The organism is Oribacterium sp. KHPX15, from assembly GCF_900107835.1.
Taxonomy (GTDB): Bacteria; Bacillota; Clostridia; order Lachnospirales; family Lachnospiraceae; genus Oribacterium.
Window position 1 is genome coordinate 38146 of sequence record NZ_FNRG01000022.1, and the last position, 15770, is coordinate 53915.

The 15770-nt window shown below is 42.1% G+C and carries 12 protein-coding genes; 11 read left to right on the forward strand and 1 reads right to left on the reverse strand.

Annotation, left to right across the window (positions count from 1 at the left end; translation table 11 throughout):
- Positions 1-39: 39 nt before the first annotated feature.
- The 7 genes from BLV86_RS12520 (at position 40) to BLV86_RS12550 (ending at position 6650) form a co-directional block, all read left to right on the forward strand.
- Positions 40-330, forward strand: a complete 291-nt coding sequence (locus tag BLV86_RS12520; RefSeq protein WP_090817950.1) for an STAS domain-containing protein — start codon at positions 40-42, stop codon at positions 328-330.
- A gap of 178 nt (positions 331-508) precedes the next feature.
- The gene (locus tag BLV86_RS12525) at positions 509-976 is read left to right on the forward strand and encodes a low molecular weight protein-tyrosine-phosphatase (RefSeq protein WP_031548741.1); all 468 of its coding nucleotides are present in this window, start codon (positions 509-511) and stop codon (positions 974-976) included.
- Positions 977-1120: 144 nt separating this feature from the next.
- The gene (locus BLV86_RS12530) at positions 1121-1648 is read left to right on the forward strand and encodes a nitroreductase (RefSeq protein WP_090817953.1); all 528 of its coding nucleotides are present in this window, start codon (positions 1121-1123) and stop codon (positions 1646-1648) included.
- Positions 1649-1663: 15 nt separating this feature from the next.
- A complete protein-coding gene (gene bcp / locus BLV86_RS12535; protein ID WP_090817956.1) occupies positions 1664-2116 on the forward strand; it encodes a thioredoxin-dependent thiol peroxidase in 453 nt (150 codons plus the stop codon).
- A gap of 155 nt (positions 2117-2271) precedes the next feature.
- Positions 2272-3657, forward strand: a complete 1386-nt coding sequence (gene amrA / locus BLV86_RS12540) for an AmmeMemoRadiSam system protein A (RefSeq protein WP_090817959.1) — start codon at positions 2272-2274, stop codon at positions 3655-3657.
- 187 nt (positions 3658-3844) lie between these two features.
- The gene (locus BLV86_RS12545; RefSeq protein ID WP_090817962.1) at positions 3845-4651 is read left to right on the forward strand and encodes an alpha/beta fold hydrolase; all 807 of its coding nucleotides are present in this window, start codon (positions 3845-3847) and stop codon (positions 4649-4651) included.
- 85 nt (positions 4652-4736) lie between these two features.
- Positions 4737-6650, forward strand: coding sequence for an EAL domain-containing protein (locus BLV86_RS12550; RefSeq protein WP_090817965.1), 1914 nt, complete (start codon positions 4737-4739; stop codon positions 6648-6650).
- 133 nt (positions 6651-6783) lie between these two features.
- Here BLV86_RS12550 and BLV86_RS12555 read toward each other — a convergent pair whose 3' ends face one another.
- The gene (locus tag BLV86_RS12555) at positions 6784-7464 is read right to left on the reverse strand and encodes a hypothetical protein (RefSeq protein ID WP_031548723.1); all 681 of its coding nucleotides are present in this window, start codon (positions 7462-7464) and stop codon (positions 6784-6786) included.
- Between the two features lie 330 nt (positions 7465-7794).
- Between BLV86_RS12555 and BLV86_RS12560 the strand changes: the two genes are divergently transcribed.
- The 4 genes from BLV86_RS12560 (at position 7795) to BLV86_RS12575 (ending at position 15755) form a co-directional block, all read left to right on the forward strand.
- Complete coding sequence (locus BLV86_RS12560) at positions 7795-9294, forward strand: tetratricopeptide repeat protein (protein WP_175456546.1); 1500 nt, start codon at positions 7795-7797, stop codon at positions 9292-9294.
- 343 nt (positions 9295-9637) lie between these two features.
- Positions 9638-10825 (forward strand): phosphotransferase, encoded by a 1188-nt coding sequence (locus tag BLV86_RS17905; RefSeq protein WP_175456547.1) that lies wholly within the window; start codon positions 9638-9640, stop codon positions 10823-10825.
- A gap of 31 nt (positions 10826-10856) precedes the next feature.
- Positions 10857-14021 (forward strand): EAL domain-containing protein, encoded by a 3165-nt coding sequence (locus BLV86_RS12570; protein ID WP_090817968.1) that lies wholly within the window; start codon positions 10857-10859, stop codon positions 14019-14021.
- Positions 14022-14255: 234 nt separating this feature from the next.
- Positions 14256-15755 carry a carbon starvation CstA family protein gene (locus tag BLV86_RS12575; RefSeq protein ID WP_090817971.1) on the forward strand — a complete coding sequence of 500 codons (1500 nt, stop codon included), beginning with the start codon at positions 14256-14258 and terminating at the stop codon, positions 15753-15755.
- Positions 15756-15770 lie beyond the last annotated feature (15 nt).

Consider the following 15770-nt stretch of genomic DNA (forward strand, 5'->3'; position numbering starts at 1 on the left):
GAAAACAAAGTGAAATCATAGAGACGTGAGGAGAATTATATGGTCATTACAAAAAGCTTGAACGGAACTGAAGAGACCTTTAAGGTGGAAGGAAGGCTAGACACTCTGGCTGCCCCGGCTCTGCTTGATGAGCTGGAACAGATGGATGATCATGTCGACAGTGTGGTATTTGATTTCTCCGAGCTTGAATATATCTCATCCATGGGTCTTCGTGCACTGGTCATTGCATCTAAAAAGGTGAATGGGGCGCTCGTCATAAAGAATGTATCCCCTAGAATCATGAGCATATTAAGCACAACCGGTCTTGACAACACAATCAGAATCGAATGAAACTTCAGAACTGCCGAGACAAGGACATTCGTATCAATAACCACATAAAACTTCATAAACGATCACTTCCGTATTTGTGTCTTCACAACCGCTTAACCCGGTATTTATGTTATAATCAAGAAAACAGCGCATTTCCGGGCTTTTCCCGGCATAAGTGTGCGTGAAAGGATAAGAAAAAATGGCTATCAGAGTGCTTTTTATTTGTCATGGAAACATCTGCAGATCGGTTTCTGCGCATTACATAATGAATTATTTACTTGAAAATACACATATCTCCGAAGAGGTCGTGGTGGATTCTGCTGCGACTTCCATGGAAGAGATCGGAAATCCGATATATCCTCCCATGCGGAAGACTCTGGAGTATCACCATATCCCTATAGGTAACCATCGGGCAAGGAGGGTCAACAAGTCCGAGTACGAGGAATATGACCTGATCATCGCAATGGATGAGGAAAACAAATATAACCTAAACAGACTGTTCGATAATGATCCGGAGCATAAAGTCCATTACCTCATGGAGTACACGGATACTCCTGATGCCATAATTGATGACCCCTGGTATACGAGAGATTTCGAGACGGCATATCGAGAGATATCTAAGGGCTGTAGTGGCTTGCTGGAAGCCATAAATCGCAAAAATATTTAAATAAAAACCATATGCCGGGATGAAGTATACTGTTTAATAGCAAACACTATTCGATGAGGTTGGAGTACACCATCAAAACATCCTTATACGAAATTATTCTTTATCGTTTTTGACACACTTATCACATTAAAGGAGGACCCAAATATGAACGAAACATTAAAAGTACTTGAAACCAGAAGAAGCTGCAGAAAATTCAAGCCTGATATGGTTGAAAAGGAAAAGCTTGATGCCATCTTAAAGGCGGGAACCTATTCCGCAACCGGAATGGGAAAGCAGAGTCCTATAATAATTGCTGTTACCAACAAGGAACTGAGGGATGCCATCTCAGAGGAAAACAGAAAGATCGGCGGATGGAAGGAAGACTTTGATCCATTTTACGGAGCGCCGGTTATCCTTATCGTTCTGGCTGACAAGTCTGTTCCTACCTATATCTATGATGGTTCTCTTGTAATGGGAAATCTTATGAATGCGGCTGAAAGTCTCGGAGTGGCAAACATCTGGATTCACAGGGCAAAGCAGGAATTCGAGTCTGATTTCGGAAAGCAGATTCTCGCAAAGCTCGGAATCGAGGGCGACTACGAAGGCATCGGACATTGTGCCCTTGGCTATGCCGCAGGTCCGGCAAATGAAGCAGCACCGAGAAAAGCGAACTACGTTTACCATGTAGATTAAGGGGAGGTTTCACACATGTTGGAAGTTGGCACAAAAGCACCGGCATTTGAACTCCCTGATCAGAACGGAGTTATGCATTCCCTTGACCAGTACAAGGGGCAAAAAGTCATCCTTTACTTTTATCCAAAGGACAATACTGCCGGCTGTACAAAACAGGCCTGCGGATTTTCGGAGCGATACCCTCAGATAAGAGAAAAGGGGGCTGTAGTTCTGGGAGTGAGCAAAGACACTGTTGCCTCCCACAAAAAGTTCGAAGAGAAATATGGTCTTGCCTTCACACTTCTTGCCGATCCGGAGCGCAAGGTTATCGAAGCATACGACGTATGGAAAGAGAAGAAGAACTACGGAAAGGTATCAATGGGTGTAGTCCGTACAACCTACCTTATTGACGAGGAAGGTATCATCATTAAAGCGAATGACAAGGTCAAAGCCGCAGATGACCCGGAAAAGATGCTGAATGAGCTGTGACATCACAGAAAAGATGTTGAATGAGCTGTAACATATCAAAGAATACTTTGAAAAATTTCCGAAATCTGGCATGAATCACTGACACTTCATGATTTATGTCAGATTCTTTAATTAACGATACAAATGAGCTGTTTTTAAATTGAAGGAGTAATACCATGCCAATTCTTGCTTCATTTATGGTGCCGCACCCTCCGCTTATCATTCCGGCTGTAGGACAGGGCGGAGAGAAAAGTGTTCAAGAAACTATAGATTCCTATGAGAAAGTGGCGGATGAAATAGCTGAACTAAAACCCGAAACTATCATCATCACAAGTCCTCACAGCATCATGTACTCGGATTACTTCCATATTTCTCCGGGACATGGTGCCAAAGGAAATTTCTCGCAATTCAGAGCTCCGGAGGTTTCCTTTGAGGAATCCTATGATGAGGAGCTTCGTGACTTAATCTGTGAAATAGCAAGAAGCGAGGATTTCCCGGCAGGAACATTAGGCGAAAAAAAACCTTTACTCGATCACGGGACCATGGTTCCTCTATGGTTTATAAGGAACAAATATAAATCCGGAAAGATCCTGCGTATCGGTCTCTCCGGACTCGGCCTGCCTGAACATTATCACCTTGGAGAGATCATACAGAAAGCTGTTAATGCCTGTGACCGGCGAGTAGTGTTTGTGGCCAGCGGTGACCTTTCCCATAAATTACAGGCTCACGGTCCCTACGGTTTTGCCTCCGAAGGTCCTGTTTATGATGAAAGGATCATGGACGTTGCAAAAAGAGCAGCTTTTCAGGAGATGTTCGACTTCAATGAGGACTTTTGCGAGAGGGCGGCAGAGTGCGGACACCGTTCCTTTGTGATCATGGCCGGAGCATGGGACGGCATGAATGTGAAATCCAGGGTTTTCTCCCACCAGGACGTTACAGGTGTAGGCTATGGCATAGCTTCTTTTTATCCGGAAGGCCCGGATGATTCCAGACATTTTTTAAAAAAGCATATGGATCATATAAAAGATGAATTAAAAATTAAAGCAGAGCAATCCGATGAGTATGTACGGCTGGCAAGAGCATCTCTTGAGAGTTATATATTGAACCGAAAGAAACTGGAGGTTACCCATGATCTTCCGGCTGAAATGCTGGAAAGAAGGGCAGGAGCATTTGTTTCCATACATAAGGACGGGAGACTCAGAGGATGTATCGGAACCATCCTTCCAACCGCACCATCCGTTGCTGAGGAAATCATCCGGAACGCCATCAGTGCTTCCACAAGGGATCCGCGTTTTAATCCCATTACTCCCGATGAGCTTCCTTACCTTGATATCAATGTAGACATTCTGGGCGATCCCGAAGACATTTCCGGTCCCGAAGATCTCGACGTAAAAAGGTACGGCGTTATCGTCAGCTGCGGAAACAGAAGAGGACTGCTTCTTCCGGATCTTGACGGAGTAGATACCGTGGAACAGCAGATTTCCATTGCGAGACAGAAGGGCGGGATAGACATTGACGAACCTGTGAAGCTTCAAAGGTTCGAGGTGGTAAGACATATCTGAACAGTTTTTCAGTCGCGAAACAGCATGAAAAATTTTCAATATGCGCCTTAGCCTGAGCTATTAATTAACCGCTAAAACCTTCTAAGGAGGTTCAATCCTTTGTGAATAATCCGAACATTTATATTAATAAAAAAGCTGTCGACTAAAATTTAAGATTAGAAATATCAATATTAAGGAGATAATCCCTATGCTTGCACAGGTAGCTACAGTTACTACACAGAATTTCTCAATGGACTATTGTAAATTCGGACAGGGCGCAGAGACTCTTGTGGTGATTCCGGGTCTTAGTGCCCAGAGTGTCATGCCTATGGCTGACCTTATGGCAGATGCATACAAGCTGCTCACTGATGATTTTACGATTTATGTATTTGACAGAAAAAAGGGCGAACTGACTATGCCCTATACCATTAAGGATATGGCAGATGACACTGCGGAAGCAATAACTGAACTTGGGCTTTCCAATGTCAACATCTTTGGCGCATCCCAGGGAGGGATGATTGCCATGGAGATAGCCATTGAACACCCGGAACTGGTTGACAAGCTGGTTCTCGGATCCACCTCCTCCCATGTTCGGGATGATGAGTTCCAGGTCTTCGATACCTGGATTAAACTTGCGAAGGAGAGAAGGGCTGAGGAACTGTATCTTAATTTCGGTGAAAAGGTATATCCCGAAGACGTTTTTGTAGGCTCAAAGGAAGGATTGATCCAGGCTTCGAAAACGTTAACCGATGAAGATTTTTCACGTTTTATCGTACTCACCGAAAGCCTAAGGCACTTTGATATCACAGCCGATCTCAATAAAATCACCTGTCCGGCTTTGGTTATCGGTTCAAAGACAGACAAGGTTTTGGGTGGAAATGCCTCTGAGCTGATAGCATTAAGCCTCAGCAACAGCTCTGATTGTGAGCTTTACATGTACGATGGATACGGTCATTCAGTATATGACTGTGCTCCGGACTATCCGGAACGGATATTAAAGTTCTTAAAGAAATAACACATCATAACAGCACGCATTACCGTCTTTTCCAAGAAAGAAATGTAAACAATACATTTCACCGTGCAAATAACAGGAGAGTTTAATGTTTAACTGGATCAGCGACTTTAACTACGATTTTGCCATAGCAGCGATTCCTATCCAGATAATACTTCTTGTATTCTATGGAGTCCGCAGGAATCTCCCTATAGGCCAGAGCTTTTGCTTCTGGCTTGTTATGGTTGCCAATCTGGTGATGACCTCTGCCGATATCATTTCCTGTGAAATGAATGAGATATGGACAGAATTCCCGCTGTGGGTTATGTATGCTATCAATCACGCATATTTCCTCGGGTTTATCGTCAGAGGCTGGGCGCTCTTTGCCTATACTGCAGAAACGTCGCACTTCCTGAAAAACAATATTCTATACAAGCTGCTTGCTTCAATACCGGCATTGGTGGCTGTATTCCTGATTTTTTCCACACCCTGGACTTCAGCTATCTATACCATTGCAGAAGATGGTTATCACAACTGTTCTTTATACGGCATTATTTATTTCGATACCTATTTCTACATTATTTTTTCAATATTCATTGTTTTGTTTCAATGGAAAAAGCTGTCGCCAAGGATCAGAGGAGGTCTTCTTTCCTTTAATCTCTTGTTACTGTTCGGTATCATCATTAGAAAACAGTTCTATCATATGCTGGTAACCAGTTATTTCAGCATCCTTTCCATCATTATCATTTTCCTGACCGCGGAAAATCCGGATCTCTACAGAGACAGCAGAACGAAGCTTCTAAACAAGGAAGCCCTGGACATGATCGGCCTGGATTACTGGGAAAGAAATATTTCCTTCAGTCTTATAGTCATGACTGTTCACAATTATGAGACCTCAAAGTCAGTTTATGGCATCAATCAGGTAAATGAGAGCCTTAAAATGATGGCAGCATGGATAATTAAGACATATCCTGGTTTGAATTGTTTTTATACCAGAAACGGAACCTTTATCGTTCTTATGAGAGGACAGATGCCCGGTGATCCCGAAACCATCATGAAGGACTGGAAGGAGAAATACACGGCCTTTCAGAAATCCTGTGAGACTCCGGTTACCATGAAGGTATCTGCGATATTCCTGCCGGGATATTTAGTTGACAGGAATAAAATCACCATGGGAGATATGGCAAGATATGCAAGGTTTAATGCCTATGCCGAAAACCACCGTGGAAACTATGTTTTTTCAGAAAGTATGCTTGATGAAGTTAAAAAGCAGAAATCACTGGAAAAAGCAGTAAAGGATGCCATAGCCAACAACAGATTTGAGGTTTACTTCCAGCCCATATACTCTGTAAAAGCCGGAAAGGTGCAAGGTGCGGAGGCATTAGCCAGATTAAAGGATCCTACCATCGGTTTTATATCACCCCTTGATTTTATTTCAATAGCAGAAAAGAACGGAGACATCATTGAGATAGGAAGACAGATATTTGAAAAGGTTTGTATATTCCTTGAAAACACTGATACAAAAGGTTTGGGCATCGAATATATCAATGTTAACCTTTCACCAATCCAGTGTATGAGCAACAGTCTTTCACAGGAGCTCTCAGATATAGCAAAAAAACACGGCATATCTATGGATATGTTTGATTTTGAAATAACCGAGTCTCTGATAGAAGATTACGAAATGATCCAGATGCAGATTGCAGGACTTCGTACCATGGGAGCCGAACTGTCTCTTGACGATTTCGGAACCGGTTCTTCAAACCTTACAAGCCTTATGAATCTGCCAATCCACGTTGTTAAGATAGACATGACATTTACCAGATCTTTCTTCTCAGGAAAGGCCGAATTCCTGCCGGATCTCATTAAACTTTTCCAGCGCTCCAATATGGCAATAGTTGTTGAGGGCATCGAAACAGTAGAGATGAAGAACAAGATGGCCGAGCTTGGCTGCGACTATGAGCAGGGATACTACTTCTCAAGGCCACTGCCTCCGGAAGAGTTCATTGAATACATGAAGAATTAGACTGCATAAGAATTCCTATTTTGCCTTTTTGATTCAGCGGCACAAATAGTAATGAAACATATTTTCACACCGGGGTCAGCACAAATAATAACCAATAAATTAGGAGTTCAGGAAAATCCTGAACTCCTTTTTCTTACTTCAGTTCAATGAGCTTGATCATATCATCGGTATCATCTGTCACGAAGCTTGTAAATGCTATACAGATATAATAATCATCCTGGATACCCATATACTCCTTTTGATAAATATCATATTCATCATCTAACAATCCATGTGCGGAAAGAAGATATGTATCTTTTCCCGAAACCTTTTTCTTTACTACAGATACATCCTTGGTTTTAATACCTGCTTCTTTAAGGGAATCCTTTATATCAGGAATACTGTCTTCAAACATTTTCTTGATGTCTGTTTCACCATCGGAAAGAGATATTGTGACACAAATGTTATCTAAAGTGTCTTCATTTTCAGCATAGGCAATGGTAACAGGATTACCCTCTTTAATACTCTTGATAACAGCATCCTTATCTTTTATAAATTTTTCTGTAGATCCATCTATTTCAGCAACTGCCGCTGCATCTCCGAAGATGAATCCATCAGGGACAGCAAGCTTGAGACCGAAATAGTCATTCTCATAAACATTCTTCTTGACTGATCCCAAAGACAACTCTTTCTTTTCGGATTTAGTTGACTTAGAGTTTGTTTTCTTTGTGCTTGCAGCCGCAAAAGAAATAAGTGACTGATTAACCGGTGCCACACTGAAGAGCATAGCAGCAGTAAGAGCTGCAGCAATCTTTCTTCTTAAAAAATGTCTCATTATTAACTCCTTTCCTGAACATCATTTCCCGGGTTTACGCCCGGACTATCATGGCCCATGAAGAGATGGGCATAACCACAATACCGTTTCGCGTATATCATTTAAGATTTTATCGACAAAAAATGAGTAAAAAATAAGTATTCTTATTTGGGCTAAAATAAGGGATTTACGTTTTTTTCCATATCACATAGCAGGATGAGGATGTTGAAAAGTTAATACCTTCAACGGCGACGAATTTGATGTGAAAAGTGGCTTTTTGGGATATAATGAATAAGTCCGACTAATATCAGGAAAGTTAAGAGTTTATTGCTGTAAATTGAGGGGATGTATATGTTTTGTCCAAATTGTGGAAATGAAATAAGCGATGAAGCAAGGTTCTGCGCAAAGTGCGGGGCGAAGATACCGGATACGGAGCCGGTACCGAACTATGCTCAGGTTCCTCAGGAGGATAATCCGTCACAGGAATTTGCCGCCGAACCGGGTTCAGCAAATGACATGCCTCATGCGGATTTAGGTCCGGCAAATATCAGGCCGGTCCACGGAAAAAACCGCCTGCCGCTGATAATAGGCCTGGCTGCGGTCTTCCTGGCCGTTGCGGTCTTTGGTGGTGCGATGCTGATATGGCAGAGCAGTCCCGGAGAATCCATCAAGAAACAGTTAGTACTGGGAGAAAAGTATCTTCTGGAAGAAAATTATGAACAGGCAATTCTGGCCTTTGAGAAGGCCATAGAGATTGACCCGAAGAATCCGGAGCCATACCTCAAACTGGCTGAAATCTATACCCGTCAGGACGACTATGAAAAGGCAGTGAAGATTCTGGAAAAGGCCCGGAAGGCCGGGGCGGAAGAAGCAGATGAGGACGGAAAGATAGAAAAGCGCCTTGAGGAAGGGAAAATCATCCTTAAAGAGATGAAAGAGTCTGAAGCCGCAGAGAATGAGAGTTCACAGAATACTGCAATAACCACCAAGGATGAGAGTTCGCAGAATATTACAGAAACCACCGAGGCAACACAGGCAGCACAGACAGAACCACTAAAGCCAGAGTATGCTGCGGGTGAATGGCTGCAGGAGAATGGAAGATGGCGCTTCAGGACAACCGATGGAAATTACCTGAACGACGGTTGGTACTGGCTGGATGCCAATATGGACCTGGTGGCAGAAGCCTATGCCTTTGATAAAAACGGGTATCTGGAAACTGATAAATATGTGGATGCCTCTATTAGTAATGATTTTGGCGAAATCTATGTGGATGCGGATGGGGTTGCCAGGACATTCTATTCATCATATAGCGGAACCTCTCCTGTCTGGACTATCGACATGCCGGATTGTGCATATACCATAAAAAGGGCAACCGATGAGCCCTGGGTCTATCGCGGAGATTTTGAATATAAATTCGAAACCCAAAATGGTTATAATGATTTGCGTATGTTCGACGTTAACTATGGAGCATTAGATGAATACGGATATCCGGAGTCTTTGGGATGTATCAGTCCATTCATGAGATATTATATGGATTTTGAATATGAAGGATATACGGCTAAGAGGGAAGAAATACCGTTACTTGATAAGGGAAGCTATTACGAGATCCCTGTAGAAGTGATCTTTGATTATTCCGAAGATTCCCTGAATTTCTTTATAACTGCAACGGTTCGTTTTACAAAAGACTGTATCATATATTATGGGTATTACGATGGACAGAGCTATTATGAGGATACTTTAGAGCATTTTCTCTCGCAGGATGATCCTGAATGGCTCGGGAACTTTATGACAATCGAGCAGGTTGACAATCGCGGGTATGCGACGCGAATCAGAACATTTTCCGCTGATTGATAACAGAATTCATAATATAAGGTCATTTTTCAGCAAAATCCGTCATTTGTCTTGGAATGGCGGATTTTGCTATATATCATGATAGGCAAATAATACACACGAAATACTTTCATTAAGATAGGCTGGAAACCAAATAATATCATTTTTAAGAGGCGTCGTTCGTGATACGACAGCCTCTATTTTTTTGCGTTTTCAACACAAATTAGGATAAAAATTCCTTATATCAGCTTATTTTTGTGACGAAATTCATGTGTAATGGTATGTAATACCCTGGGAATGATAATTTTAACCGAAGTTTTTCTTTCAAACCTCAGTTACAAGTTCCATACAAAGGAGATGCAGCATGAGAACAGACACAGATAACAAGAAAACCACTGTTTACCTTGAGGGAAGGATCAATACGGATAATGCCGCAAACGTTGAGGCAGAAATATTATCCATAGTCAATGATCTAAAGCCCGGACAGGAAATCCTTTTTGATGCAGAGAAGCTCGAATACATTTCCAGTGCAGGTCTGCGTGTTCTCATGAAGGTGAGAAAACAGCTGGGAAAACCGATCACCATAACGGAAGTTAACCGTGATTTATATGATATTTTCGAAACAACAGGTTTTACAGATCTGTTTAATGTGAAAAAAGTCCTCAGGAAAGTTTCCATAGAGGACTGCGAAAAAATCGGAGGTGCTCCAAACTGTGAAGTTTACCGTCTTGATTCGGAAACCATAGTTAAAGTTTATAAGGGGGATATATATACCCGGGAGAAGATAGAAAAGGACAGGGAACTTGCCAAAAAGATTTTCACAGGAGGAATTCCTACGGCAATACCTTTCGACATGGTTAAAGTGGGGTCCCATTACGGTCTCGTTTTCGAAATGATGTCAGGAGGTTCTCTGGCAAACATTCTTTCATCACATCCCGAGGACACAGCAAAGTATGGAAAACTTGTTGCCGGGTTTATAAAGAAACTACATTCAACCGAGTTTGAATCGGGAAGTCTTCCTGATGCAAGGGCGCCATATCTCAGGAACCTGAAATATCTTGAGGAAATAGGCGTTTACACAACTGAGGAAGCAGAGAGAGTACATGAACTCCTCCGCACCATTCCTCAGAGAAACACCTTTATCCATCAGAATCTTAATCCGGTTAACATAATGCTGATGGATGATGAGTTCATTCTAATAGATGTTGATGATTCGGGAGTAGGACATCCGGTCTGGGATCTTATGGGAATGTATCAGGTTTATGTCACAGGAGCAAAAGCAGGCTGGACAAAACCGATGATGGGCCTCGGAGAAGATGTATTAAAGCCTCTGTGGCACACGATTCTTCATTCATACCTTGGGGAGGTGCACAGTGATGATATCCCGGAGGTAAACAGGGTGCTTGGCGGTTACACAAAAATGAATCAGATTTTCAATCTGGTTACGGATCCGACCATTCCGGGAGATATAAGAAAGCCGACGATAGAAAAAGAAAAGGCAGCTTTCTTCGATATGATGGATTCGCTTTACCCGGTACCGAGATGGATATGATATCGATTACGATATTTAGGAGGGGTTTCAATTGGAAAAGTACAGATACTGTGACGAAGAACTTAAACTGATGGAGAACAGTACGGTTCCCTTCGCAGTTTATCAGTTTTTAAACAAAAGAGTGATCACCATAATTCTTTCCCAAGGCTTCATTGACCTGTTCGGATTTGAGGGCATGAAAAAAGAAGATGTTTATGCTCTCATGGATAACAACATGTACCGTGACACACATCCTGATGACATGGCTTCTTTAGGGGATGCTGCCTATCGCTTCGCAACTGAAGGCGGTGCCTATGATGTGGTCTACAGATCCAAAAAGCATGGGGAATACCGGATCATCCATTCCTACGGAAGACATATTTACAAGGAAGACGGGACTCGTCTGGCTTTTGTCTGGTATACGGATCAGGGTGCCTATGTTGAAGACGGTAAAAAAGAAAAAGACAGCCTGATGAATCTTCTCAAGAATGAGCTGGCAGAAAGAAGCATTAACGTCCAGACCAGTCATGACTATCTGACGGGTCTTCCTGCCATGACCTATTTCTTTGAACTTGCGGATGAAGGCTGCAAAAGGATACGTGAAAGCGGAAAAACTCCTGTCATTCTCTTTACTGATTTCAATGGAATGAAGGTATATAACCAAAATTATGGAATGGAAGAGGGAGACAAAGTTCTTAAGTCATATGCCGATAAACTGATCGGTATTTTTACCCATGAAAACTGCAGCAGATTCAGTTCAGACCACTTCTGTATCTTCACAGATCTGGAAAAAGGTCTTTCTGCAGCAAAACAGCTTTCCTCAAACAATGCCGGATTAGATATCGAAAAAAAACTCCATCTCCGTATAGGTATGTATGTTTATGAGGATGAGAATATAAGCATAAGCGGTGCCTGCGACAGGGCAAAGGTGGCGTGCGATTCAGGCAAAAATATCTTCACTTCAAAGCTGTATGTTTTTGACCGGAAAATGATGACGACTATTGAGAATCGTCAATACGTGGTAGAGAATATTGATAAAGCCATAAAAGAAGGCTGGATCAAGGTCTACTATCAGCCCATTATCAGAACCGCCAATGGCAGGGTATGTCATGAAGAAGCCCTGTCCAGATGGATAGATCCTGTAAAGGGCTTCCTTAATCCTGCAGAATTTATACCTGCTCTTGAAGAATCAAACACCATATTTAAGCTTGATCTGTATGTTGTAGATTCTGTTTTGAAAAAAATGAAAGATCAGGCAAGCCATGGTCTTTATGTAGTTCCTCAATCCGTTAACCTGTCCAGATCCGATTTTTATACCTGTGATATCGTTGAAGAGGTAAGAAAACGTGTAGATGAGGCCGGAATTCCAAGAGACAGACTTGTTATAGAGATTACAGAAAGTATCGTAGGCGATGACATTGAATACATGATTGATAAAATCAAGCGTTTTAAGGAACTGGGTTTTAAGGTCTGGATGGATGATTACGGCAGCGGATATTCATCTCCTATGATTCTTCAGAAGGTCCCCTTTGACCTGATAAAGATCGATATGCAATTTGTAAGACAGCTTGAAGAAGGTGAAAGGGCAAAAATTATACTGACCGAACTCGTCAGAATGGCAATGTCACTTGGAATGGACACAGTCGCCGAAGGAGTTGAAACTAAGGAACAGGCTGAATTCCTTAAGGACATCGGTTGCGATATGCTTCAGGGATACTATTTCTGTAAACCGGTATCTCTGGAAGAAATCATTGAAAGAAACAGAAAAGGAATCCAGATAGGCTTTGAAAATCCCAGGGAAGAGGATTATTATACCCAGCTTGGTAAAGTAAATCTTTATAATCTTTCCATTTCAGCAAGTGACATTCACGGAGGTACCAGTTATTTTGATACCTGGCCCATGGTCATGACTGAATGCAAGGATGGTCACATAAAGATCATAAAATATAATATTACTTTTAAAACCTATACTGACGAGCTATTCCCGGATTTCGCAAATACATATGAGTTTGATTTATCTGATTTTAAGGGTAAAAACGGAGAGCTTTCCCTTAATGCGGTTCTTCAATGTGCAAAGGATGGAAAGAGAATCATTCTTGATGACATGACAAAGGATGGAAAGATCATTCAGATCATGGCCTGGCGAGTGGCGGTAAATCCCGTGACAAAGGTTTCAGCTGTAATGGTTGCCGTATTATCTTCAACAGACCAGCGTGGAGGATTCCTTGACGAAAAACACAACAAAGAACTTCAAAGATTATCCGGAGAATATGAAAAGCTCCGGAAAGAAAATGTACGTCTTAAAGAAGAGGCAGATGTAACCCAAAAGATTTCTGAACTCAAAAAATCAGTATCGGATCTTCTGACCAATATGCCTGCTATGACCTTCTCTAAGGACGTGGATACAGGAAAATACCTTGCCTGCAATCAGGCATTCGCCGACTATGCTCATAAGGAAACTCCTGAGGGTGTCGTAGGATTAACGGATTATGAGATTTTTGATGAAATCACCGCACGTCATTTTGTTGAGGATGACAAAAAAGCTCTTTCCATGAGTAAACCACACATTTTCTTCGAAGATGTGCCTGATGCAGCCGGAAATCCCCGTCAGTTCCAGACCACCAAGCTCAAATTCACTGATAATACGGGAAGAGAGTGTCTGCTGGGACTTTGTCAGGATGTTACGGATGCCATGAAGATCAAGCGTGAGTATACCGAAAAGCTGGCTCTTGTCCAGAATATGGCCGAAATAGATGCATTAACAGGCATCAAAAACAGAAATGCCTATGAGACAAGAGAAGACCTCATGAACCTGAGAATCCGGGAGCATCGGCAGCCGGAGTTTGCCATCGTTGTGCTTGATGTTAATGACTTAAAGGTCATCAATGACACCGAAGGTCATGAAGCGGGAGATAAGTGCATCTGTGATGCCTGTGAGATAATATGCAGAACCTTTAAACGAAGTCCTGTTTACAGAATAGGAGGTGACGAATTTGTTGTTATATCCCAGGACGAGGACTACGAAAGAAGTGATGATCTCACCGGTATCATTGCAAAATACAATGAAGAAGCTCTCAAAACCGGAGGACTTACCATAGCCTGTGGAATGGCAAAGTATCATAACGAAGCAACCGTTGAAGAAGTCTTTGAAAGAGCTGATAAACGGATGTATGAAAACAAGCACTTTTTAAAGAAAATAAAAAGACAGCAACAATAATATATAGTTAACAAAAAGGAACGGTTCAGTGTCGATTTTTTATAAATTCATGACGCTGAACCGTTTTACTTGTCGTTATGGATTTATCAACCAAAAAATTAACCAAATTAAAAATTATTTTTTTAACACATTTCACAGATATTATTAAGTCTCCTGAAATCTATTGAAACCGCTTTCAATTAATTCTAAAATAAATATGAAAATTTAATAAACAATCTACACAGGAGGTAATGTATGATCAGTTTTTTGTTTTGTCTCTGTTTACTGGTTGCGGGCTATTTTACTTATGGTAAATTAGTCGACAACACCTTTGGTCCCGACGACCGTGAAACACCGGCTGTCGCCATTAATGATGGAGTTGACTATGTTGTTTTACCACAGTGGAAGTTGTTCCTGGTTCAGCTTTTGAACATCGCAGGTCTTGGTCCTATTTTCGGTGCACTTCAGGGCGCTCTTTGGGGACCGATAGTATTTCTCTGGATCACCTTCGGTACAATTTTTGCCGGCGGCGTACATGATTACTTCTCAGGTATGCTGAGTGAGAGAAATAACGGTTATTCAATCGCAGAGGTAACAGGTAAGTATCTCGGAAATACCATGAAGTCCATCATGAGAGTTTTCTCTGTTGTTCTTCTTATTATGGTAGGTACAGTATTTGCTGTTGGTCCTGCAGGTCTTATTGTTCAGCTTCTTGCAAATAAGGGCGTGACCGGTGCATTTGCAAACACAGCTGTATGGCTTGCCATCATCCTTACTTATTACTTCATCGCAACATTTATTTCCATCGACAAGATCATCGGTAAGATTTATCCTGTATTCGGTATCTGCCTTATCATCATGGCGATCGGTGTTGTTATCGGACTTCCGTTAAATGGTTTCCATACACCTGAGCTTTGGGATCACTTCTATAACATGCATCCAAAGACAACTCCTGTATGGTCCTTCATGTTCATCACAGTTGCCTGCGGTGCTATCTCAGGTTTCCATTCAACCCAGTCACCTCTTATGGCAAGATGTCTTAAGTCCGAGAGACAGGGACACTTCGTATTCTACGGTGCGATGGTAGCCGAAGGCTGTATCGCTCTCGTATGGGCAGCGGCAGGTTGTTCACTCTATGCTGCTGAGGGCGGTCTCAATACAGGTCTTGCAGAGGCTCTTGCAGCAGGACAGTCAGCAGCTATCTATGATGTTTGTGTAAAGACCATGGGCAACGTCGGTGTTGTACTTGCAATGCTTGGTGTAGTTGCATGTCCTATCACTTCAGGTGATACAGCATTCCGTTCAGCAAGATATACAGTTGCAGACTGGATCAAGATGGATCAGGAGTCTTACATGAACAGACTTAAGCTCTGCGTACCATTACTTGGATGCGGTGCATTCCTTGGTTTCGGAAACTCCTTTGGACTTTTCAGTTACGCAGTGATCTGGAGATATTTCTCATGGACAAACCAGACTCTTGCTATGCTGGTTCTCTGGACAGGTGCAATGTATCTCGTAAGAGAGAAGAAGAACTACTGGGTATGTGCAGCTCCTGCAACTTTCATGTCAGCAGTATCAGCTACCTACTTCTCAATGGCTCCTGAATGCTTAGGTCTCATTCCTGTATTCACAAATAACAAGACATTTGCATATCCGTTTGGAATCATCGTTGCAGTATGCTTCCTTGGTCTTTTCCTTAAGGCAGCAAAGAAGTATAATCCCAATGTAAATGTTCATCATGCAGCACATGCATAAATAACAGAGGTTAAA